This window comes from Pseudomonas fluorescens, from assembly GCF_001307155.1.
Classification (GTDB): domain Bacteria; phylum Pseudomonadota; class Gammaproteobacteria; order Pseudomonadales; family Pseudomonadaceae; genus Aquipseudomonas; species Aquipseudomonas helvetica.
Genome location: NZ_CP012830.1, coordinates 5,454,281 through 5,475,988, shown reverse-complemented (window position 1 = coordinate 5,475,988; position 21,708 = coordinate 5,454,281). Strand labels below are relative to the sequence as shown.

17 protein-coding genes are annotated in these 21,708 nt (G+C 60.6%); 7 read left to right on the top strand and 10 right to left on the bottom strand.

All coding sequences use genetic code 11. From position 1 onward, the window contains the following. Window positions 1-40: 40 nt before the first annotated feature. The 7 genes from AO353_RS24830 to AO353_RS24800 form a co-directional block, all read right to left on the bottom strand. Window positions 41-832, bottom strand: a complete 792-nt coding sequence (locus AO353_RS24830) for an enoyl-CoA hydratase/isomerase family protein (RefSeq protein ID WP_054597339.1) — start codon at window positions 830-832, stop codon at window positions 41-43. Window positions 833-1,200: 368 nt separating this feature from the next. Beyond that, window positions 1,201-2,613: an amino acid permease gene (locus tag AO353_RS24825; RefSeq protein WP_054597338.1), complete on the bottom strand. Its 1,413-nt coding sequence runs from the start codon at window positions 2,611-2,613 to the stop codon at window positions 1,201-1,203. A 209-nt stretch (window positions 2,614-2,822) separates the two neighbouring features. Next, window positions 2,823-5,084 carry a hybrid sensor histidine kinase/response regulator gene (locus AO353_RS24820; RefSeq protein WP_054597337.1) on the bottom strand — a complete coding sequence of 754 codons (2,262 nt, stop codon included), beginning with the start codon at window positions 5,082-5,084 and terminating at the stop codon, window positions 2,823-2,825. Beyond that, window positions 5,081-5,854 (bottom strand): substrate-binding periplasmic protein, encoded by a 774-nt coding sequence (locus AO353_RS24815; protein ID WP_054597336.1) that lies wholly within the window; start codon window positions 5,852-5,854, stop codon window positions 5,081-5,083. The genes AO353_RS24820 and AO353_RS24815 overlap by 4 nt, the downstream gene beginning before the upstream one ends. A 5-nt stretch (window positions 5,855-5,859) precedes the next feature. Beyond that, the gene (locus AO353_RS24810; RefSeq protein ID WP_054597335.1) at window positions 5,860-6,576 is read right to left on the bottom strand and encodes a response regulator; all 717 of its coding nucleotides are present in this window, start codon (window positions 6,574-6,576) and stop codon (window positions 5,860-5,862) included. Window positions 6,577-6,668: 92 nt separating this feature from the next. Further along, on the bottom strand, window positions 6,669-7,316 hold the full coding sequence (locus AO353_RS24805) for a TetR family transcriptional regulator C-terminal domain-containing protein (protein WP_054597334.1): 648 nt from the start codon (window positions 7,314-7,316) through the stop codon (window positions 6,669-6,671). A gap of 141 nt (window positions 7,317-7,457) precedes the next feature. Next, the gene (locus tag AO353_RS24800; RefSeq protein ID WP_054597333.1) at window positions 7,458-8,507 is read right to left on the bottom strand and encodes an ABC transporter substrate-binding protein; all 1,050 of its coding nucleotides are present in this window, start codon (window positions 8,505-8,507) and stop codon (window positions 7,458-7,460) included. Window positions 8,508-8,724: 217 nt separating this feature from the next. Between AO353_RS24800 and AO353_RS24795 the strand changes: the two genes are divergently transcribed. Continuing rightward, entirely contained in the window at window positions 8,725-10,686 is a 1,962-nt protein-coding gene (locus AO353_RS24795; RefSeq protein WP_054597332.1) for an FAD-dependent oxidoreductase, read from the top strand. A gap of 88 nt (window positions 10,687-10,774) precedes the next feature. Then, a complete protein-coding gene (locus AO353_RS24790) occupies window positions 10,775-11,371 on the top strand; it encodes a cupin domain-containing protein (RefSeq protein WP_054597331.1) in 597 nt (198 codons plus the stop codon). Here the strand turns inward: AO353_RS24790 and AO353_RS24785 are convergent. After that, a complete protein-coding gene (locus AO353_RS24785; RefSeq protein ID WP_054597330.1) occupies window positions 11,368-12,300 on the bottom strand; it encodes a helix-turn-helix domain-containing protein in 933 nt (310 codons plus the stop codon). The two genes, AO353_RS24790 and AO353_RS24785, sit on opposite strands and share 4 nt — an antisense overlap. A gap of 173 nt (window positions 12,301-12,473) precedes the next feature. Here AO353_RS24785 and AO353_RS24780 point away from each other — a divergent pair, with 173 nt between their 5' ends. The 5 genes from AO353_RS24780 to AO353_RS24760 all read left to right on the top strand — a co-directional run bounded on the left by AO353_RS24780 (window position 12,474) and on the right by AO353_RS24760 (window position 17,748). Beyond that, a complete protein-coding gene (locus AO353_RS24780) occupies window positions 12,474-13,832 on the top strand; it encodes a glutamine synthetase family protein (RefSeq protein ID WP_054597329.1) in 1,359 nt (452 codons plus the stop codon). Window positions 13,833-13,912: 80 nt separating this feature from the next. Continuing rightward, complete coding sequence (locus tag AO353_RS24775; RefSeq protein WP_054597328.1) at window positions 13,913-15,001, top strand: polyamine ABC transporter substrate-binding protein; 1,089 nt, start codon at window positions 13,913-13,915, stop codon at window positions 14,999-15,001. Next, window positions 14,998-16,308, top strand: coding sequence for an NAD(P)/FAD-dependent oxidoreductase (locus tag AO353_RS24770; RefSeq protein WP_054597327.1), 1,311 nt, complete (start codon window positions 14,998-15,000; stop codon window positions 16,306-16,308). The genes AO353_RS24775 and AO353_RS24770 overlap by 4 nt, the downstream gene beginning before the upstream one ends. A gap of 36 nt (window positions 16,309-16,344) precedes the next feature. Next, window positions 16,345-16,842 carry a GNAT family N-acetyltransferase gene (locus tag AO353_RS24765; RefSeq protein WP_054597326.1) on the top strand — a complete coding sequence of 166 codons (498 nt, stop codon included), beginning with the start codon at window positions 16,345-16,347 and terminating at the stop codon, window positions 16,840-16,842. 108 nt (window positions 16,843-16,950) lie between these two features. Further along, the gene (locus tag AO353_RS24760) at window positions 16,951-17,748 is read left to right on the top strand and encodes a DJ-1/PfpI family protein (RefSeq protein ID WP_054597325.1); all 798 of its coding nucleotides are present in this window, start codon (window positions 16,951-16,953) and stop codon (window positions 17,746-17,748) included. Window positions 17,749-17,760: 12 nt separating this feature from the next. On the opposite strand, the gene AO353_RS24755 is transcribed toward AO353_RS24760, so the two are convergent. Together AO353_RS24755 and AO353_RS24750 are read right to left on the bottom strand one after the other, a co-directional pair. Continuing rightward, window positions 17,761-20,025: an ATP-dependent DNA helicase gene (locus AO353_RS24755; protein WP_054597324.1), complete on the bottom strand. Its 2,265-nt coding sequence runs from the start codon at window positions 20,023-20,025 to the stop codon at window positions 17,761-17,763. Next, window positions 20,022-21,674: a VRR-NUC domain-containing protein gene (locus tag AO353_RS24750; protein WP_054597323.1), complete on the bottom strand. Its 1,653-nt coding sequence runs from the start codon at window positions 21,672-21,674 to the stop codon at window positions 20,022-20,024. The genes AO353_RS24755 and AO353_RS24750 overlap by 4 nt, the downstream gene beginning before the upstream one ends. Between the last annotated feature and the right edge of the window lie 34 nt (window positions 21,675-21,708).

The window sequence follows — 21,708 nt, the reverse complement described above, 5'->3', positions numbered from 1 at the left end:
TACCTGTTGTTCGTTCACTGAATAGATGAGCGGCGAGGGCCTACTTGCCGACAAACTGTGGCGGGCGTTTTTCCATGGCCGCGCGCAAGGCTTCTGCACCATCTTCGCTGCGACCGCAGAGCAAACCCGCCGCCAGTTCGGCGTGCAGTTGTTCCGGCAGGCTGCGCTGGGCGCCTTCGCGCATGAGTTTTTTGGTCTGGGCAAACGCAAAGGTCGGGCCGTTGGCCAGGCGCGTGGCCAATTCACTGGCGGCGCCGAGCAGTTGTTCGTCGGCGCAAACTTCGCTGACCAGCCCCGCTGCCAAGGCGCGATCGGCGCCCCACAATTCGTCGAGGAACAGCAGGCGTTTGGCCTGTTCGGTGCCGATCAGGCGTGGCAGATGCCAGCTGGCACCGGCGTCCGGCGAATACGCCATGCTGGTGTAGCCGGCCTTGAACCGCGCCGATTGCCCGGCGATGCGCAGGTCACAGCACAGCGTCAGGTCCATCCCGGCGCCGACGGCGGTGCCGTTGATCGCTGCGATGGTCGGCTTGTCCAGGCTGTACAACCGGCTCATCAGCGCGTGGGCGGTTTCGGTCCAGCCGTAACTTTCCAGCGCGCCACGCGCTTCGGCTTCAGCCCATTCGGCGAGGTCGGCGCCGGCGCAGAAACTGCGGCCGCTGCCGGTCAATACAACGACCCGAACGGCCGGGTCGGCATTGAAGTCATCCAGTAAGGCATGAAGATTTTTCAGGGTTGGAATGTCCAGCGCATTGCGCTGAGCGGTGCGATTGAGGGTGATCCAGGCAACGCCCGCTTCGACCTGACTGAGCAGAGAAGATTGAATAGTCATGCGAGTCCTCGAATTATTGTGTTTGGCATGAGGTGATGCGACTTGAGGTCATACTAAACGAGTGTTCAGCAAGACGGCAATCTGCGAGAAAATTGGCTGTAACAGCCTTAGAAATCCTTTAAATTATTGTTTTTATTGAGTTATTTTCTGATGCATGACCGTGCGACAGCTGAGCTGTTACAACTTTGAACAACTGGCTACAGACCCCATGCCGCCCACAATCCGGTAGCAGCGGTCGCAGGCCGCGCCAGCTGCTACAAAAGCCGTGGCGTGCACAAACCCATAGCGTGCGCAGGTCCGTGCTTCGGCACTGCGGACATAAAAAAACGCGACAGTCGCCTGTCGCGTTTTTTGTTGATCGCGTGCCGTTACACAGTCGGCAAGCTCGGTGCCAACACCGCCTGGCGTTTGCGCTGAATCAGGAAATACGCGCCGTAGCACAGCGCCATGAACCCAAAGCCCCAATACAACGAAGGACGCTGGGTTTCATCCATGGCCAGGAATACGAACAGCGAGCAGCACAAGGCGATGCACAGGATTGGCAGCAGCGGGAACCACGGCGCACGGTATTTCAGGTCACTGAGCTTGCCGCCATCGCGGATATAGGCGCGGCGGAACTTGTACTGCGCCAGTGCAATGACGATCCAGGTCACGGTGCCGGACATCCCACTCACCGCCATCAGCACCATGAACAGTGTGTCGGCAGCGATGAAGCTGGTCATCAGCGACACCAGCGCGAAGCACAAGGTGATACTCAGCGCCCGCAATGGCACGCCGCGCTTGCTCAACGGCGACAGACTTTTCGGTGCCATGCCGGTCTTCGACATCGCCCACAGAATCCGGGTCGAGGCGTACAGGCCGGAGTTACCGACCGACAGAATCGCGGTGAGGATCACAAAGTTCATCAAGTCGGCGGCGTAAGGAATGCCGACCATGTCGAACACCTGCACGAACGGGCTCTCCATCAACCCAGCCTGCTGCCATGGCACGATGGCCGACAGCACTACGATCGCCAGCACGTAGAAAATCAGCACGCGGAACACCACGTTGCGCACAGCACGCGGGATGCTTTTTTCCGGTTGATCGGTTTCGCCGGCAGCCACGCCCATGATTTCGCAACCCTGGAACGCGTAGACCACGGTCATCATCACCGCGAATACTGCAGGCAAGCCGTTGGGGAACAACGAGTCGCCGATCAGGTTGCTCATCATCGGCGCCGGTGCGCCACTGGTCAGCGGGATCGCGCCGAAGATCACCAGGACGCCGACCACGATGAAACCGAGAATCGCCGCAACCTTGATTCCGGAGAACCAGTATTCCGCTTCACCGAAAGCGCGGGTCGCCAAGGCATTCAGCCCGAACAGGACGACCACGAACAGTGCCGACCAGTACCAGATCGGCACTGTCGGGAACCAACGCACCATCAACATCCCGGCCGCGGTGAATTCCAGGCCGACGGTGGACGCCCAGCTCATCCAGTACACCCAGCCGATCATGAACCCGGTGGCCGGCCCGATGAATTTGGTGGCGTGGGTCTGGAACGAACCGGACACCGGCATCTGTACCGACAATTCACCGAGGCAGACCATCACCAGGTACATCAGGAAGCCGGCGATCAGGTAGGCCAGAATAGCTCCCACCGGACCGCCCTGATTAATGGTCACGCCAGAGCCCATGAACAGCCCGGTGCCGATCACGCCGCCCAGCGAGAGCATGAATATGTGCCGGCTTTTCAGGGCACGGGTCAGGTGTATGCCTTTACGTTCGATAGATTCGCTCATGTCGGCACCTCAGTAGTCGGCGAGGTGCGCGGCGGATGACAGGACGTCATGACGCTGGGAAGGATCAGCTTTACGGCAGTTCATTATTATTATCTCCAATAAGCTTCGAAGACCGCGCTGACGGCGGTTGTGTCGATTATTGGAAACCCGTGTAAGTTCGCGTTGAACGTAAAGATCAAAGATGTAAAAAGTCGTAACGATCTTGTATGTCAGGCGTTCAACAGCTCGGCCAGCGTCTGTTGCGAATGCTGCAATTGCTCATGCACCTGCGGCGCCAACGCCCGCAACGCCGGCTCATCGTTGACCAGCGCCGCCTCTTCCAACAAACGCAGCACATTGGCCAGTGCGCGAAAGCCCAATGAGTCGCTACTGCCAGCCAAGCGATGCGCCAGGTGGGCGACTTCGGTGCAATCGTCGGCCTCGATGGCCTCCGTTAACGCCTCTTGATGCTGAGTGATCGAATTGCGCAACACCGCGAGCAATCCCTGAACCTTCTGCTCACCGAGCAAGGTCCGGTGAGTCTGTAACAGCGGCCAATCCATCGCCTCGTCATTGGGTTGCGGCTCGGGAATTGGCGACTGCCCGGCCAGCGCCTGCCGCAGGTTTTCGAGCTTCAAGGGTTTGGCGAGAATGCCGTCCATGCCGACATCCAGATAACCGCGCACCAACGCCGGTTGCACGCTGGCCGTCAGGGCAAAAATCCGGCTATGACGGTTCGGCCCGGCGCTGCTGCGAATCAGTTTGCACAACTCGACGCCGCTGATACCCGGCAGGTGCACATCGAGCAGGATCAAATCGAAGGTCTGGCTCGCGCATTGCGCCAGCGCCTGTTCGGCCTCTTCGGCGAGCCAGACCTGATGCCCGTCGCGTTGCAGCAAGCCGCTGACCACGTCACGGTTCAGCGCCACGTCCTCGACCACCAGAACGTTCAGCACGTGACCCGCTGCGCTGCTCGACACTACATCGATCATGCCGGTGGCCGGTTGCAACGTCAGCTCGAACCAGAAACAGCTACCCTGCCCCCTCTCGCTCTGAACACCGATCTGTCCACCGAGTTGCTCCACCAGGTGTTTGCTGATGGCCAGGCCCAGGCCGGTACCGCCAAACCGTTGCGCAACATCTTCGCTGGCCTGAGTGAAGCGTTCGAAAATCTTTGCCTGCATCGCCGGAGCAATGCCGATGCCGTTGTCGGTCACGCTCAGCCGCAGCCGTTGGCCGGCTTGCCCCGAATCTTGCGCCAGCAACGTGACTTCGACGCTGACCCGCCCGCCTTCGGTGAACTTGATCGCGTTGGCCAGCAGGTTGCTCAACACCTGACGCAAGAACTGCTCGGCACCGTGCTGCCGGTCGGCGACCTGCGGATCGATCCGGCAATGCAGTGTCGTGTCGTTGCTCAGCGCACGCGGTTCCAGCAGCGTCAGCACCTCGTCGAGCAAGTGCCGGATCGAGAAATCGACCGGTTCCGGGTGGGTTTCACCCTCTTCCAGCCGGGCGAAATACAGCACTTCGTTGAGAATCGTCAGCAACCCTTCGCCGGCCTTGTACAGCGCATCCAGACGTTTACCGTCGCGCTCGTCAAGACTGGCGCCACGCAGCAACTCGGCCATGCCGAGGATGCCATTGAGCGGTGTGCGCAGTTCGTGGCTCATGGTCGCCAGAAACCGCGACTTGGCGAGGTTGGCCGCTTCGGCTTCGTCCTTGGCGCGCATCAGGCTGGCCGTGCGGCGTTCGACCATTCTCAGCAGTTCATCGCGGTTATCCTGCAACGCCAAGCGATCGGTTTCGCGCCGATCAATGTCACTGAGGATCGCCCGGCGCATATCGTCCAGCGCATGGGCCACCGTGTCGATTTCGTCTTCGTTGACGCCGCGGCTCTTGTCCAGATGCAAAGGCTCATGCCACTCACCCGCCGCGATGCGCCGGGCAAACCCGGCCATGACTTGCAGGTGCCGCGTGACCAGACGATAGAACAACCCCGACAGGGCCACCGCCAACCCGCAGAGAAATACGCTCATCCACAACAGACTGGTCAAACCGGTGGCGAACAGCCGCTGATGCACCGCGCCCAGATCGGTGCTGACTTCCAATTGCCCCAGATGCCGCACGGGACCTGCTGGCGGTTGATAGTCCAGTTCAAAGCGCTCGACGCGCAACGGTCCGATCGGGGCCTGGTTGCCTTGCAGCAGATCGAAGTCCGGGCTGGTCAGATGAACCCGAGCCACATCGGAAAAGTCCACCAGGCCGCGCAGTTGCACATTCAACTGTTCCTGGTTCAGGTCCCAGAGGCTGCGCTCCAGGCTGGCCAGGTAACCGGCGCGAATCAGCTCCATGCGCGAGTCGATGTCACGCATCTCGCGGCGGTACTCGAAATACAGTTGCACGGTGCTCGCCAGTACGGTGAAACACAGGCTGAACAACAGAATGAACAGCAGCAGGCGCCGCAACAGTCCGCCGGGCCGTGCGCGGATCATTGCGCATCTGCCGGCAGGTTGATCATGTCGCGGTAGGTGACTTCACTTTCGTTCAGCCAACGGTCGATGTCCCCGGCATCGACCATCCGCTTCAACTGCGCATCGATGTCCGGCATGCGGCTGGCCAGCGGGGAACGGCGTGACACCGCAACCCGCAGATAGTCCACGCTCAAGGCGTTAGGCAAGGCCACGATGTCTTGCGCCCCTGGCAGGTTTTCGACGTACAACTGCCCGGTGCGCCGTTCCGACGTGATGAAGTCGATGCGCCCGCGAATCAGTTTGCCGAAGTTCTGGCTACTGTCGGACACCCATTCGATGTTCTGGTGTTGGGCGACCAAGCGATCGAAATCCACGCCGTAGCTTTCACCGAACAACAGCCCGCCACGGTAATTGGCCAAGTCCTCCAGGCGTTCGAACTTCACCGGATGCTGACGATTGGTGAACAGCGCGACCTCTTCGCGCAACACCGGCACCGTCGAAAAAACCATGCTCTCCTCGCGTTGCACAGTGCTGTAGGCCAGCACCACGTCGACCCGGCCCTCGGCAGCGTCCAGCAGGCAGCGTTTCCAGTTGCCCAGCACGACGATCTCGACCTCGTAGCCCAGTTGCCCGAAAAGGTTTTTCACCACGCTGGGGGCCAGGCCGCGGACCTGTTTGCCGTCGCTCCAGGAGATTGGCGGGTACACCGGATAATCGCAGTAGCGAACCTTTTCCGCCGCTATCGCGTTGTTGGACAACAGCGCCAACATCAGCCAAAACAGCCGCAACATATGGCTCAGGCCGCGACGCTGGCGGTGAACAGGTAACCGGCGCCGTGGATGGTGATGATCAATTGCGGCTCGGCCGGATCGTCGTTCAACTTGCGCCGCAAGCGCCCGACCAGCACATCGATGGAACGATCGTTGGGCACCCACTCGCGGTTGCGGATCTGGTCCATCAATTGGTCACGGCTCAAGGTGTGGCCGCTGTTGCGCAGGAATACGCTGAGCAACTGGTACTCGCCATGGGTCAGCAGGGTTTCGCTGCCAGAGCGGTCGATCAGCCGTCGGCGGTCAGTGTCCAGCGCCCAGGCGGCAAACTGCTTGACCGGCCGAGGAATCGCTACAACCGGTTGCGGCGTTTGGGCATGACGAACCCGGCGCACCAGGTTTTTTGCCCGGGACACCAGTTCGCGTGGATTAAGGGGTTTGATCACATAGTCATCGGCGCCGCATTCAAGGCCGACGATACGGTCGATTTCATCGTTACGTCCGGTGATCAGAATGATCCCGACTTCCGAACGGACCCGCAGTTCCCGGGTCAGGGTCAGGCCGTCCTTGCCCGGCAAGCGAATATCGAGCATCACCAGATCGACCGTCTGGCTCGCCAGAAAGGTTTCGGCGAGTTCCGCCGTGGCGGCGCAATGCACCTCATAACCTTCCTGGGATAGGTAGGCGTGCAGCAGTTCGCGAATCAGCGGATCGTCATCGACGATCAGTACCCGAGGAGCCATCGCTTGGAGTCCTGCGTATGCCCGAAGGCGTGTTTCTTATTAGAGTTTTTTCCTGCACTGGCGCCAGAGAGTATCCATTGCTGAACGGGCGATCAACAGTCAGTCGTCTGCAAGCAAAAACGCTGGCGCCCACCGGCCTGTAAACCGTCGACCCAGGCTTCGCAAATCTGCATGCCCTGCTCCGGGGTAAAGGTCCCCGGGTTGAGTCCCGACTCCAGCCACAAGCCGTCGAGCAAGGCACTGAGGCTGATGGCCGCAAGATCGGCGTCGAAGTGTTCCCAGCCCTCCTCCTGCGCCAACTCCATCAGTACCTTGCGCAGTATGCCGCGGTACTCGCCATAGGATTGATCGTGCGCCTGGTTGATTGCCTCTGCGGTCTTGACCGCGCCCCAGAACGCCAGCCAGGCGTCCAGCAGTTGCGGGTCCAATATCTCGGCGGAAAACGAGCCGCGGAAGAACGCCGACAAACGCTCGCGGGCATTCGGTGCAGCCTGTTCCATGGCCTCGCGCAGCAGGCTCATGACTCGTCCGGTGATCGACATGTAGGCTTCGGCCACCAGTTCGTCCTTGCCCGAATAGTGATGGCTGATCAGCCCGACCGAAACCCCGGCCTCGGCGGAAATCTTGCGGATCGATGCGCCCTGGAAACCATGCCGCTTGAGGCACACCAGCGTCGCCTCGATCAGATTGGCCTTGCGCAACTCCGGCTCCATGCGGGAAAAACGGGCTTCCTGACTCATGCGCGACATTCTCCTGGATCAATCGTTGGGGCCACGGTCGGGAAGACCGCGAGCTAAACGACTGTACAGCAAGAGCGACAAAAGTCTCCAGCGTCAGATCCCGGGTTTTCCCGCACGGCTCGGTTAGTCACCCCGTTGCAATTACTTGCTGGCCCAGGCGTTGAAGCGCTCTTCAAGCTCCTCGCCGTGATCGACCCAGAACGCCACGTTCATCGACAGTGCACCCTTGAGGTTTTGCGGCGCAGTCGGCACCCATTGCGCCAGTTTGCTGTCCAGTCGGGCGGCGGCCTGGGTATTGGTCGGGCCATAAGGAATCTGCTCGACATACTTGACCTGGGCATCCGGCTGATTGGCGAAGGCGATAAAACGCTTGGCCTGATCGACGTGTCTGGAACCCTTGATGATCGCCCAGTAGTCCATGCCGTACAGGCTGCCCGGCCAGACCAGCCCGAGGTGACTGCCGCTTTGCGCAGCAGCGGCCACCCGCCCGCTGTAGGTCGAGGTCATCACCACATCACCGGCGGTCAACCATTGCGCCGGTTGTGCACCGGCTTCCCACCACTGGATATGCGGCTTGAGTTCAGTGAGCTTGGCGAACGCCCGGTCGACGCCTTGCGGGGTGCTCAGCACCTTGTACACGTCCTCGACTTTCACCCCGTCCGCCAGCAAAGCGAACTCCAGGTTGTACACCGCACGTTTGCGCAGCCCGCGTTTGCCGGGGAATTTCTGCACATCCCAGAAGTCGGCCCATGAGGTCGGGGCCTGCGCCAGCTTCTGGGTGTCGTAGGCAATCGCCACGCTCCAGACCAGCGCGGCGGAACCGCATTCCTGCGCGGCCTCGGGGATCAACTGCTCGGCGTGCCCCAGGCTCTTCCAGTCCAGGCGTTCGTACATGCCTTCGTCGCAGCCGCGCATCAGGTCCGGGCCTTCGATCTGCACCACGTCCCAATCGACGTTGCCGGTGTCGACCATCACTTTGATCCGGGCCATTTCGCCGTTGTATTCGCTCTGGATCAGCTTGCTCCGATCCGCCGTGCTGAAGGGTTGGAAGAACGCCACATCCTGGGCTTTTTGTCCGGCTCCGCCGTAACCTACCACCACCATCTCTGGTGCTGCCTGAGCGTTGCCAAGGCCAATGGCCAAGGTCAACAACAAGGGATAAAAACCGTGCTTGAGCGTGTTCGATTTCATCAGTGGTTCCTCGTGCAGGTGTCACTCAGGCAATGCCGGCGTGACCCATTTTTTATTGTGGTGAGGTTCGCCCCAGGAGTGGGCGCCAAAACAAGCTACTGCAAGCACAAGTAAAAAAACAAGTTGATTTTTTACTTGCGGTAAATTTCTATAGTGAAATAATAACAACGCCGAAAACCCGGCCTTTCGGCTTCAGCCCGCCTGGAGTACCCGTACCATGCCGACCTCGACCCCAGCCTTTGCGCATCTGTTCGAACCCTTGCAGATTCGTGGCAAACGCCTGAAAAACCGCATCATGTCCAGCGGGCATGACACCTCGATGCCCACCGACAACCTGGTCAATGAACAACTGATCGCCTATCACAAGGCGCGCGCCGAAGGCGGTGTCGGGTTGATCGTGTTGCAAGTGGCCGGTGTGCATGACAGTGCGCGCTACACCTCGCATGTGCTGATGGCGACCGACGACGCCTGCATCGAGGGCTATCGGAAACTCGCGCAAAGCTGCCATGCCCACGGCACCGTGGTGCTCTCGCAGATTTTCCATCCCGGACGCGAGATCATGGAGTCCAGCGATGGATTGCTGGCGGTTGCCTATTCGCCTTCGGCAGTACCCAACGAGCGTTTTCGGGTGATGCCGCGCGCGCTTGATCAAGCGATGATCGACGAGATCGTCGCCGGTTATGGTGCCGCTGCCAGGCGCCTGTATCAGGCCGGGCTGGACGGCGTCGAAGTGGTCGCCAGCCATGGTTACCTGCCGGCGCAATTCATCAACCCACGGGTCAACCGCCGCACCGACGACTACAACGGTGACCTGCAACAGCGCCTGCGCTTTTTGCGCGAAGTGATCGCCGCCGTGCGCGCCAACACCGACGAGCAGTTCATCATCGGCTTGCGCATTTCCGCCGATGAGCGCGACCCGGAGGGGCTCACTGAAGACGAGTCGCTGCAAGCAGTCCAATCGCTGCAAGCGCAGCTGGATTACGTGCACATCGTCGCCGGCACCTCGGCATCGTTGGGTGGCGCGGTGCATATCGTGCCGCCGATGGCGATCGAAGCCGCCTACCTGGCCAAGGAAGCCGGAACCTTCAAGGCCAGCCTGAGTATTCCGTTGTTTGTCACCGGGCGCATTAACCAGCCACAGGAAGCCGAACTGATTCTGGCGCGTGGCCAGGCCGATGTGTGCGGCATGACCCGTGCGCTGATTTGCGACCCACAAATGCCCAACAAGACCGACGCCGGGCGCGCCGAAGATGTGCGGGCCTGCATCGCCTGCAATCAGGCATGTATCGGGCATTTCCACAAAGGTCTGCCGATTTCCTGTATCCAGCACCCGGAAACCGGTCGCGAGTTGCTGTTCGGCCAGCGGCAAGCGACCACCCAGCGCAAACGCATCATGATTGCCGGCGGTGGTCCGGCCGGAATGAAAGCCGCTGCCGTGGCTGCACAACGCGGGCATGAGGTGACGCTCTACGAGGCCAGTTCGCAACTCGGTGGGCAAGTGCTGTTGGCGCAACTGTTGCCACGGCGCAGCGAGTTCGGCGGTGCCAGCACCAACCTCCAGCGCGAGATGGAACTGGCCGGCGTGCGCGTGGTGCGCAATACCCGAGTCGACCGGGCGTTGGTTGCGCGCGAACGGCCGGACATGGTGATCGTCGCCACCGGCGCCGAGCCCTACTGGCCGGCGTTCGAACGTGGCGGTGAGTTGCAGGTGGTGGACGCCTGGCAGGTGCTGCGCGATGAGGTGCAGATTGGCCGTTCAGTGGTGGTGGTCGACTGGCGCTGTGACTGGATCGGCCCCGGCATTGCCGAACGCCTGGTGCGCGCCGGGCATCAGGTGCAACTGGCGGTCAACGGCACTCATTGCGGGGAAAACCTGCCGCTGTACGTGCGCGATCAACTGGCCGGCGAACTGCATAAGCTGGGCATCCCGATCACGCCTTATGCGCGGCTTTACGGTTGCGACGACAACACCGTCTACTTGCAACACACCGCCAGCGGCGAACCGATGCTCTTCGAAAACGTCGATACGCTGGTGCTGTGTCAGGGCCATCAGCCGGTGGACACCTTGGGTCTCGAGCTGCAAGGTCTGGTGGAGTTTCGGCGGATCGGCGACTGTCTGGCCCCGCGCACCGCCGAAGAAGCGATTTATGAGGGCTTGAAAGTCGCCTGGGAGCTTTGAGGCTGTTTATACTCCGGGTCCGTATAACCTGTGGGGGCGAGCTTGCTCCCACAGCGATTGCGCTCATCAGCCCGGTTCGGAATTCACCATGAGCAACAACAGCACGACACAGCCCGCCACCGGCAGCGCCGAACCGCATTTTCTCGGCACGCGGATTCGCGGCCTGCGCAAACGTCGGGGCATGACTCTGGCGGAGCTGGCGCACATGAGTGAGTTGACGGCAGGCTACATCAGCCAGCTCGAACGCAACCTCGCCTACCCGTCGATCCCCGCGCTGTTCAACATCGCCCGAAGCCTGGGCGTGACCATCCAGTGGTTCTTCGCCAGCGAAGCCAACACCGCGCCCGAAGACCACGGTTACGTGGTGCGCAAGAACAGCCGCATGAGCGTGCATTACGAAGACGGCATCGTCGACCAACTGCTGACCCCGCAACCCAACCGTCAGCTGGAAATGCTCCATTCACGCTTCCCGCCAGGCACCTACAGCCAGCACAGCTACAGCCACGAAGGCGAAGAAGCCGGTTATCTGCTGTCGGGCACTTTCGAGTTGTGGGTCGCAGAACGTCATTTCCAGCTCAACGAAGGCGACAGCTTCAGTTTTTCCAGCCAGGAGCCCCACCGTTACGGCAACCCCGGCGACGTCGATGCAGTGGTGATATGGGTGATTACCCCGCCGACATTTTAACGGCGCAGGCGCCCATTCGGCTGAGTGGCGCAAGCGCGCTTCAAGGTGTCACTCGGTAATTCCTTGAACAGCGCCCGGTAGCTGCTGGAAAACCGCCCAAGGTGCCAGAACGACCAGTTCATCGCCACTTCGGCCACCGTGGTGTCGGTCGCGGTGCGGCTGAGCAATTCGCGACGGGCGCTGTTGAGCCGGCGCAGGCGCAGCCATTGCGTCGGCGCCATGCCGGTGTAGGTCTTGAATGCGTGTTGCAGCTGGCGCAGCGAGACTTCGGCGACCTGGGAAAGCTCCAGCAAATTGAGGTTCTCTTCCGGCGTATCCGCCGCCCATTCACCGATCCGTTTCATGATCGCTCGCTCCCCTGTCCGGCGCTGCAACGCGCCCTGGTCCAGGCACACGCAGGCGTTGTCGAGAATAAACAGGCAGTCGTCCAGCAGCTGTTGAGTCAGCGCGTCCTTGCTTGGCGGATCGATGGTGTGCGACAGCCGGGTCAGGGTGCCGCTCAGCCAGCGGCTGAACAATGCGTTCTGCTGCGAGTTGAGCGGCGCCATGAACAGGCCTTCCAGCCGCTCTACATTCAATCCATTGCGCTGAACGAATTCCGGGCCGAACACCACGGCCACTTCCTGATAGTTCTCTGGGGTGATCCAGATGTTGCGACTTTCGCCATTCAGCACATACAGCGCGTTGTCACTGCGATCGAAACAGAACGCCAGCGAGCCCGGCGGCGCGCTGAAATTCTGCTCGACACGGGTGTTCATGCACTCCTCGTAAATCTCCACGCCTTGCAGGTCCAGATAACGCACCAGGCCTGCGAAATGCCCGGGCGACATCTGCTGATAGTGCTGCACCCACCCAGGCGTCGCGCGGATCTGTTCGGCGACATCAGCGGTGTTGAAAGCCTGCACGTGCAAGGGGTTTGACTCTGTCATGGAATGACCTGTGCGCACTTTTTTGGTGCGTTTTGGTTCTGCTTAAAGTGGATAGATGGAACGAAACGCGTCGACCAAGATAGTCGTCAACGCGCTACAGGGAAAGTCTCTCGCCACTTGTACGAGATGCAGAGACCGACTCTGGCGCTGATAAAACCAACAACGAGGTCTTTATGAATGCCCCTTTCGATCAGCTGTCTTCATGGCTGAAAGAACACAAGATTACCGAAGTCGAATGCGTGGTCAGTGACCTGACCGGTATCGCTCGCGGCAAGATAGCGCCCACCAACAAGTTCCTGCATGAGCGAGGCATGCGCCTGCCGGAAAGTGTGCTGTTGCAAACGGTAACCGGGGACTTTGTCGACGACGACATTTACTACGACCTGCTCGACCCTGCCGATATCGACATGGTTTGTCGGCCGGATTCTTCAGCGATTTACGTGGTGCCGTGGGCCATCGAGCCGACCGCCATCGTGATTCACGACACTTTCGACAAGCTCGGCAATCCGATCGAACTGTCGCCGCGCAACGTCTTGAAAAAAGTCCTCAAGCTCTATGCCGACAAGGGCTGGCAGCCGATTGTGGCGCCGGAAATGGAGTTCTACCTGACCCAGCGCTGCGAAGATCCGGACTTGCCGCTCAAGGCACCGCTGGGCCGTTCGGGCCGCGCCGAAAGCGGGCGCCAGTCGTTCTCCATCGATGCAGCCAACGAATTCGATCCGCTGTTCGAAGACGTCTACGACTGGTGCGAACTGCAAGGTCTGGACCTCGACACGCTGATCCACGAAGACGGCCCGGCGCAGATGGAAATCAACTTCCGTCACGGCGATGCGCTGGATCTGGCCGACCAGATCACTGTGTTCAAGCGCACCCTGCGCGAAGCGGCGCTCAAGCATAACGTCACCGCGACCTTCATGGCCAAGCCGATCGGCGACGAACCAGGCAGCGCCATGCACCTGCACCAGAGCGTGGTCGACATCGCCACCGGCAAGCCGATCTTCGCCGACAGCGACGGGCAGATGAGCGAGCTGTTCCTGCACCACATCGGCGGTCTGCAAAAGTACATTCCGAAACTGCTGCCGATGTTCGCGCCCAACGTCAACTCGTTCCGCCGCTTCCTGCCGGACACCTCGGCACCGGTGAACGTCGAGTGGGGTGAAGAAAACCGCACCGTCGGGTTGCGCGTACCGACTTCCGGTCCCGAGGCCATGCGCGTGGAAAACCGTTTACCGGGCGCCGATGCCAACCCGTACCTGGCCATCGCTGCCAGCCTGTTGTGCGGATACCTCGGCATGATCGAGCGCATCGAACCGAGCGCGCCGGTGCAGGGCCGCGCCTATGAGCGACGCAACCTGCGCCTGCCGATCACCATCGAGGATGCACTGGCGCATATGGAAGACTGCCCGACCATCGAGCGTTACCTGGGGGCCAAGTTCGTCCGCGGCTACGTCGCGGTCAAGCGCGCCGAGCACGAAAACTTCAAACGGGTGATCAGTTCCTGGGAGCGCGAGTTCCTGTTGCTGAGTGTTTAACCCGCAGCGCTGATGATCGTTCCCAGGCTCTGCGTGGGAACGATCAAACATCGAAAACAATCATTCAAAGGGGTGTCGAAATGCGTCTATTGAAATCAGTCGTTCCTGCAGCGCTCGCGCTGTTCTGCAGCCTCGGCGCGCAAGCGCAGCCGAGCGTCAGTGTGTACAACTGGACCGACTATATCGGTACGACCACCCTCGCCGACTTCCAGGCGAAAACCGGTATCAAGGTCATCTACGACGTATTCGACTCCAATGAAACCCTGGAAGGCAAACTGCTCGCCGGGCGTACCGGGTATGACGTGGTGGTGCCTTCCAACCATTTCCTGGCGCGTCAGGTCAAAGCCGGTGCGTTCCTCAAACTGGACCGCTCGCAGCTGCCGAACTGGAAAAACCTCGACCCTAAATTGCTGGCACTGCTGGAGAAGAACGACCCGGGTAACGCGCATTCGGTACCGTACCTGTGGGGCACCAACGGCATCGGCTACAACGTCGACAAGGTCAAAAAAGTGCTGGGTGTCGATCACATCGACTCCTGGGCCGTGCTGTTTGAACCGGAAAACCTGAAAAAGCTCAGCCAGTGTGGCGTGTCGATGATGGATTCGCCCGACGAAGTATTCCCGGCGGTGCTCAACTACATGGGTATGGACCCACTCAGCTCGAATGTCGAAGACTACAAGAAAGCCGAAGCCAAGCTGCTGACCATCCGCCCCTACATCACCTACTTCCACTCCTCCAAGTACGTGTCGGACCTGGCCAACGGCGATATCTGCATCGCCTTCGGCTACTCGGGGGACGTGTTCCAGGCGGCAAACCGCGCCAAGGAAGCGAAGAACGGCGTGAACATCGCCTACGCGATTCCCAAGGAAGGCGGCAACCTGTGGTTCGACTTGCTGGCCGTGCCCGCCGACGCCGGTAACGCCAAACAAGCCCACGAATTCATCAACTACCTGCTCGAGCCGGAAGTGATCGCCAAGGTCAGCGCCACCGTCGGTTACGCCAACCCCAACCCTGCGGCCAAGCAGTTCATGGACGTGGAACTGGTGAACAATCCAGAGGTTTACCCCTCCCAGGCGGTGCTGGACAAGCTGTACATCTCGACCACACCGACAGCGGAAATCATGCGCGTGATGACCCGTTCCTGGAGCAAAGTGAAGTCCAATAAATGAATCAGATCGCTATAAACCTGTCGGCGGAACACGCCCGCTCCTATTACAACGCCTCGGCCAATGCGATGGTGCAACACCCGACGCTGACGTCGGATCTGCAAGCCGACGTCTGCGTGATTGGCGGCGGCTTTACCGGCGTCAACACCGCGATTGAGCTGGCCCAACGCGGACTCTCGGTGATTCTGCTGGAGGGGCGGCGGATCGGCTGGGGCGCCAGCGGCCGCAATGGCGGGCAGTTGATCCGCGGCATTGGCCACGACGTTTCGGGTTTTGCCCGTTATGTCGGCCAGGAAGGCGTGCGCTATCTGGAGCGCGCTGGCATCGAATCGGTCGAGGTGGTGGGCAATCGCATCCGCGAGCATGGCATCGACTGCGACCTGCGCTGGGGCTTCTGCGAACTGGCCAATACACCCGCGCAATTTGCGGCATTTCAAGTGGAGCAAGAAACCCTGGACGCCCAAGGTTATGCCCATGCAACCCGCCTCGTCAGGCCCGAAGACATGCGCCAGGTGGTGAACTCCGGTGTGTACGCAGGCGGACTGGTGGACATGGGCTCCGGTCATCTGCACCCGCTCAACCTGGTGCTCGGCGAGGCTCGGGTCGCCGAGTCGCTGGGGGTGCGGATTTTCGAGCAAAGCCCGGTGCTGGAGATCATCCATGGCAGTACCGTGCAGGTTCGCTGCGCAGGCGGCACGGTGCGCGCCGGAAGTCTGGTGCTGGGCTGCAACGCGCACCTGGAGGATCTGGAACCACGGCTCAGCGGCAAGGTGCTGCCGGCGGGCAGTTACATCATCGCGACCGAGCCATTGTCAGCGCAGGCTGCCGCCGAATTGATCCCGCAGAACCTGGCGCTGTGCGACCAGAAAGTCGGACTCGACTATTACCGATTATCAGCAGACCGGCGCTTGCTGTTTGGCGGCGCCTGCCATTATTCCGGGCGCGATCCAACGGACATCGCCGCCTACATGCGCCCGAAAATGCTCAAGGTGTTCCCGCAGCTGACCGATGTGCGCATCGACTATCAATGGGGCGGCAGGATTGGCATCACCGCCAATCGTTTCCCCCAGGTCGGGCGGTTGTCGCAGTACCCGAACGTGTTTTATGCCCAAGGCTATTCCGGTCATGGCCTCAACGTCACACACTGGACCGCGCGATTGCTGGCCGAAGCGATTCATGCCGGACACAGCCACGGCCTGGACGTCTTCAGCGCAGTGCCGCACATGACCTTTCCGGGTGGCCGTGCATTGCGTACACCGCTGCTGGCACTGGGCATGTTGTGGCATCGTTTGCGTGAGGTGCTAGGTTAATCGCCATCGTCATCGAATCGTCTGGAGCTTCGGGCAATGGCCGCGATCGAACTGCACCGCGCACAACGGGATGAACTGGACTGCATCGAAAACCTGATGCAGTTCTATCTGTACGACTTCAGCGAGTGGCTGCCGCTGAAGATTGGCGCCCATGGATTCTTCCCCCTTCAGCCCATGCTCGACTACTGGCGAAAGCCTGCGACGCAAGCGTTCCTGATCAAGGTTGACGGAGATATCGCCGGGTTCGTGACGGTTGACGATGCAGTTCGTTTCGACGACGTGCAGTACAACATCGGTTATCTCTTCGTCAGCCGCCGCTATCGAGGTCGCGGCGCCGGCAGGTTTGTGGTGTCTGCCCTGCTCCAGCAGCTTCCCGGTCAGTGGCAGATTTTTCATATCGACGCCAATCAGCCGGCGCAGGCGTTCTGGTCAAAAATCATCCCCGAGCTGACCCAGGGTCAGTTCACTCTTCATCAGCTTCCCGTCGACGGCTACCCGTGCACGCTGTTCAAGTTTCGGTTCACTGAGGCTTGAGCCGCTGACTGCATCAAATCGGCAGGTAACGGCTGGCGAAGTCCAGTCCCTGCGTCCAGACTCAGAGCAATAGACGATCCCCAGCGCTGACGACTCGAGGCTTTGAGCATGTTGCTTTTCCTGTTACCTCAGGCTGACTACGACCCCACCGAAAGCAGCGTGCCTTGGCAGGCGTTGCATGACGCCGGAATCGAGGTGTGCTTTGCGACACCAAAAGGCTTGCCGGCCTACGCCGATGCGCGACTGGTGGACATCGGTTTCGGGCCACTGAACTCGCTACTGATGACCCGCAAGGAAGATCTTCAGTGTTACGCGGCCATGACCGCCGACGAAGGTTTCAAATCACCCATGGCCTACGCCGAAGTAGACCCCGAGCAGTACGAGGGGCTGGTGATCCCGGGCGGTCACGCCAAGGGCATGCGCAGTTTGCTCGAATCCGAAGACGCCCGGCGGATTGTCCGGCACTTCTTTGATGCACAGAAACCGGTTGCGGCGGTCTGCCACGGTGTCTTGCTGCTGGCCCGCACGCTGGATGCCGACAACGTTCTTTCAGTGCTGCACGGGCGCAAGGTGACCGCGTTGCTGGCCAACACCATGGAGCTGCCAGCGTGGTGGATCACCGCGCCGTGGCTTGGCCGCTACTACCGCACCTATTCGCAAACGGTGCAGGCCGAAGTCACCGCGGCATTGGCGAGCGTCCATGACTTCTTGCCGGGGCCAAGATTCTCGCAACGTGATTCGACAGAAAACCCGCAATGCGGGTTTATCGTGCATGACGGCAACCTGTTGACCGCACGTTGGCCGGGCGACTGCCACCGTTTTGCCGCGGAGCTGGTCAGCATGGTGCACCAGGCACGCAGTGTTCAGACCTCGCGCCGGGCCGACCGGACAGTCGGCATGCATTGACGGCGGCGCGTCTCACGCGCGCCCGCTGACCGACCACCAGCGCGGCAGCAACTGCTGAACCTTGCTTTCGCCAAAGCGGTCATCGATCAGCATCACCACGCCTTGATCCTGCTGGGTACGAATCACCCGTCCGGCGGCTTGCACCACCTTTTGCACACCGGGAAACAGGTAGGTGTAGTCATAACCTGCATCGAAGATCGCCGCCATGCGCTGCTTCAGCTGCTCGTTGACCGGGTTCAGTTGCGCCAGCCCCAGCGTCGCGATGAACGCACCGATCAAGCGTGAGCCCGGCAAGTCGATACCTTCGCCGAACGCCCCGCCCAACACCGCAAAACCGATGCCCTGGCTGGTGGGTGTGAACTGCTCCAGAAAGGCCTGACGCCGGGCTTCGTCCATGCCGCGTGACTGTGACCACAGGTTGATCTGCGGCCAAGTCTCGGCAAACAGCTGCGCCACCTGTTGCAGATAATCAAAGCTGCTGAAAAACGCCAGGTAATTGCCGGGACGCTCAATGAACTGTCGGGCCATCAACTCGACAATCGGCGCAAGCGAGGCCTGCCGGTGCACGAATCGGGTGGAGATCCGGCTGACAATCTGCACCTTGAGTTGCTCGGCGTTGAACGGCGACTCAACGTCGATCCACACCGTGGTAGCCGGCAACCCGAGCAGGTCGGCGTAATAGCGTTGCGGGCTCAAGGTCGCGGAAAACATCACCGTGCTGCGCGCCGCCGTCAGGCGCGGGCGGATGAAACCGGCTGGCACCACATTGCGCAGGCACAGCTGCGAAAGGCTGCGCGTGTTGCCGAGGTCGCGCTTGCTGATGTCGAACAGGAAATGCTCATCGAACAGTTCGGCGACCCGGCTGAATTGCAGCGCATCGAAATAGAAGCTCTGCACCGCAGCATCCAGCCCTTGCGGGTGATCGTTGAGGTAATCGCCAATGGCCGTCGTGCAGAGCGACAGCGCTTGCAACAGTTTTTCCGGGGCCTTGGCGTAAGCCTGATAAGGGCTGATCTGTGTTTTGTGCAGCGCGTTCCATTCACGGTTGACCCGCTGCAAGCTCTTCTTCAGCACCTCGGGAGCGCTTTTGCGCAGCGTATTCAAGGCGAATTGATCGAGGCTGGCGCTGTACATCTGCCGACCGCGCTCCACCAGGTTGTGGGCCTCATCCACCAGCACCGCGACTTTCCACTGGTTGGCCTGGGCCAAACCGAACAGCAACGCACTGAAGTCGAAATAGTAGTTGTAGTCGGCAACCACCACGTCAGCCCAACGGGCCATTTCCTGGCTCAGGTAATACGGACATACCTGATGTTCCAGGGCGATCTCGCGCAGGGCCGCCTGGTCGAGCAAGGTCACCCGGCTCGCCGCCTCACGGGCCGCCGGCAGGCGATCGTAAAAACCTTTCGCCAACGGACAGGATTCGCCGTGACAGGCTTTGTCCAGGTGCTCGCAGGCTTTGTCGCGCGCAATCATCTCAAGCACTCGCAACGGTAAACCGTCGCTGTTGTCGACGATCACCTGTGCCGCATCCAGCGCCAATTTGCGTCCAGGAGTCTTGGCGGTGAGGAAGAACACCTTGTCCAGTTGCTGCGGCGCGAACGCCTTGAGCATCGGGAACAGCGTGCCGACCGTCTTGCCGATGCCGGTCGGAGCCTGGGCCATCAGGCAGCGACCGGTGCTGACTGCCTTGAACACCGATTCGGCGAGGTGACGTTGCCCCGGGCGGAAGTCCGGGTACGCAAAGCCCAGTACCTGCGCGGCCTGATTGCGCGCTTCGCGATGGGCCATTTCCTGCTCGGCCCACTGCAGAAACAGCCCGCACTGCAGCGTGAAGAAATGCTCCAGCTCAAGCGCGCTCCAGGTTTCGACCAGGCTGGTTTCCTTTTCGCTGACGATATCGAAGTACACCAGCGCCAGCTTGATCTCGGCCAACTGCAGTTTCTGACACATCAGCCAGCCATAGATTTTCGCCTGGGCCCAATGCAACTGGCGGTGGTTGACCGGCATCCGCTCCAGTTCGCCACGGTAGGTTTTGATTTCCTCAAGGCGGTTCTGGTCGGGGTCATAACCGTCCGCCCTGCCCCTGACTGTCAACTGCCGATATTCGCCTTCGAGGGCCACTTCGTTTTGATAGGTCTCACTTCGCCGCGAGGCGACGGTACGGTGACCGACGATGCCTTCCAGGGCAGTCGGCGACGGGGTGAAGCGCAGGTCGAGATCACCGACCTTGGCGGTGAACTCACACAGCGCACGCACCGCAACGCTATAGCTCACGCCTCGTGCTCCGCCCATTGCACATAACAGACGGCGATAGGCATCTGGTGCTGGTGGCAGAACTCCAGCCAGCGCAGTTGGTTGTCTTGCAGGCGATCGCCCGGGCCTTTGACTTCGATCATCCGGTAGGTCTTGTGCTGCGGCCAGAACTGGATCAGGTCCGGCATCCCGGCACGATTGGCCTTGATGTCCAGCAACAGGCGATTGAACCAGTGCTTGAGGTGTTCGGCCGGCAGACAGTCCAGCGCCTGCTCAAGCAGCTCCTCGGTCAGCACGCCCCAAAACACGAAGGGTGACTGCACCCCCGACTTGGCGCGAAAGCGCTGGCGGATGGTCTCGGCATAACGCCCATCGTCCAGCTCTGCCAGGCACGCCTGGAACAGATCGGCACGCCGGGAATGAAAATCCTCGCTGAGCAGGTCCACCGGCCCACGCTGGAACGGGTGAAAAAATGCGCCAGGCAACGGTGCGAAAATCGCCGGCCAGCAGAGCAGCCCGAACAACGAGTTGATCAGGCTGTTTTCGACGTAATGCACTGGCGCCGTGGGTTCATCGAGATGAGCCTGGACGTAGAACTCAACGGACAGTGCCGGGTCGATTCGCGACAGACTCAAGTCCAGGCGCTCAACCTCGCGCGTCTTGACCCGAGGCGCCGGCGGGCCGCCGAGTTTACGCCGCAACCGGGGCAGAACCCGCGACAGCTGTTGTTGCTCGGCGGCGCTCTCCGGCGCGTGTTCGGCGTGGGTCGCCAACTCCAGGGCCAATTGAAACTCGGCACAACGTTCCAGCACCCGGATCAAGCGCAACCTGGCGCCGGGGTACGCACATTCGCGGTAGATCGTCAGCGCTGCCGGGAAATCGGCAATGCGCTCGCAGTGTTGCCCGATCTGAAACAGCAGCTTGGCGCGTCGCCGCTCAAGCCAGGGGTTGGCAGTTTGCAGTGCCTGGATCTGTTCGACGACTTGTTCCAGCGCCTCCCCGGCTTCAAAACGCAGCTGACAATCGTGCAGATAGAGAAACGCCTCGACGTCGTCACGACTGCGCAAGCCTCGGGATTCGGCGCAAAACTCGACTTTCTCGTAGGTAAAGATCCCAAGATCCGCCAGGACAAACTCCGACCAGTCCTGATACAGGTTGCCGAAAAACATCAGCCGCAGCCGATCGCACAGATCCATGGTGGTCAGGCTCAACAACCGGTCATCCAGCGTCGGGCACCAGTTCTTGAAGGACTGCGCCTCGGTGAACTGCTCGCTCAGTGCGGCCAGCCACTCGGACTTTTTCGCTTTGGGTTGTTCGATGGCCGTGCTGAAGCACTGAAGGATTTCCGGTTTAAGCAGCACCTCGAACAGTTGCTCAATCGACAGTGGCGCCTGTTCGTCAACCCAGCCAAGGGTCAGCAAGGGTTCTGCCGCGCTGGCGATCTCGCCTATTTCGGCGTAATGCAACTTGCCGAGGCGAAAATGCTCGCCCTTGCGCATGACCATCCTGACCAGCAGTGCCTGAGAGGCGCGCGGCAACTGGCCAAAATCAACGATGAATTGCTGCTCCTCCGCGCTCAGCACATCGGCATAGCGCTGTTCAAGCCAGGCGAGCACTTGTTGGAAGTTGTTCAGGTAATAGAACGGATCTTCGAGCGGATTGACTGTCACGAATAGAAAGCGCCATGGCGAGCAGATACTGGTT

Excerpts from the sequence above, each read along its gene's own strand:
- AO353_RS24810 (WP_054597335.1), bottom strand. The coding sequence starts at position 6,576 with ATGGCTCCTCGGGTACTGATCGTCGATGACGATCCGCTGATTCGCGAA.
- AO353_RS24805 (WP_054597334.1), bottom strand. The coding sequence starts at position 7,316 with ATGAGTCAGGAAGCCCGTTTTTCCCGCATGGAGCCGGAGTTGCGCAAG.
- AO353_RS24775 (WP_054597328.1), top strand. The coding sequence starts at position 13,913 with ATGCGTCTATTGAAATCAGTCGTTCCTGCAGCGCTCGCGCTGTTCTGC.
- AO353_RS24820 (WP_054597337.1), bottom strand. The coding sequence starts at position 5,084 with ATGATCCGCGCACGGCCCGGCGGACTGTTGCGGCGCCTGCTGCTGTTC.
- AO353_RS24765 (WP_054597326.1), top strand. The coding sequence starts at position 16,345 with ATGGCCGCGATCGAACTGCACCGCGCACAACGGGATGAACTGGACTGC.
- AO353_RS24800 (WP_054597333.1), bottom strand. The coding sequence starts at position 8,507 with ATGAAATCGAACACGCTCAAGCACGGTTTTTATCCCTTGTTGTTGACC.
- AO353_RS24825 (WP_054597338.1), bottom strand. The coding sequence starts at position 2,613 with ATGAGCGAATCTATCGAACGTAAAGGCATACACCTGACCCGTGCCCTG.
- AO353_RS24790 (WP_054597331.1), top strand. The coding sequence starts at position 10,775 with ATGAGCAACAACAGCACGACACAGCCCGCCACCGGCAGCGCCGAACCG.
- AO353_RS24760 (WP_054597325.1), top strand. The coding sequence starts at position 16,951 with ATGTTGCTTTTCCTGTTACCTCAGGCTGACTACGACCCCACCGAAAGC.
- AO353_RS24785 (WP_054597330.1), bottom strand. The coding sequence starts at position 12,300 with ATGACAGAGTCAAACCCCTTGCACGTGCAGGCTTTCAACACCGCTGAT.
- AO353_RS24815 (WP_054597336.1), bottom strand. The coding sequence starts at position 5,854 with ATGTTGCGGCTGTTTTGGCTGATGTTGGCGCTGTTGTCCAACAACGCG.
- AO353_RS24770 (WP_054597327.1), top strand. The coding sequence starts at position 14,998 with ATGAATCAGATCGCTATAAACCTGTCGGCGGAACACGCCCGCTCCTAT.
- AO353_RS24830 (WP_054597339.1), bottom strand. The coding sequence starts at position 832 with ATGACTATTCAATCTTCTCTGCTCAGTCAGGTCGAAGCGGGCGTTGCC.
- AO353_RS24795 (WP_054597332.1), top strand. The coding sequence starts at position 8,725 with ATGCCGACCTCGACCCCAGCCTTTGCGCATCTGTTCGAACCCTTGCAG.
- AO353_RS24780 (WP_054597329.1), top strand. The coding sequence starts at position 12,474 with ATGAATGCCCCTTTCGATCAGCTGTCTTCATGGCTGAAAGAACACAAG.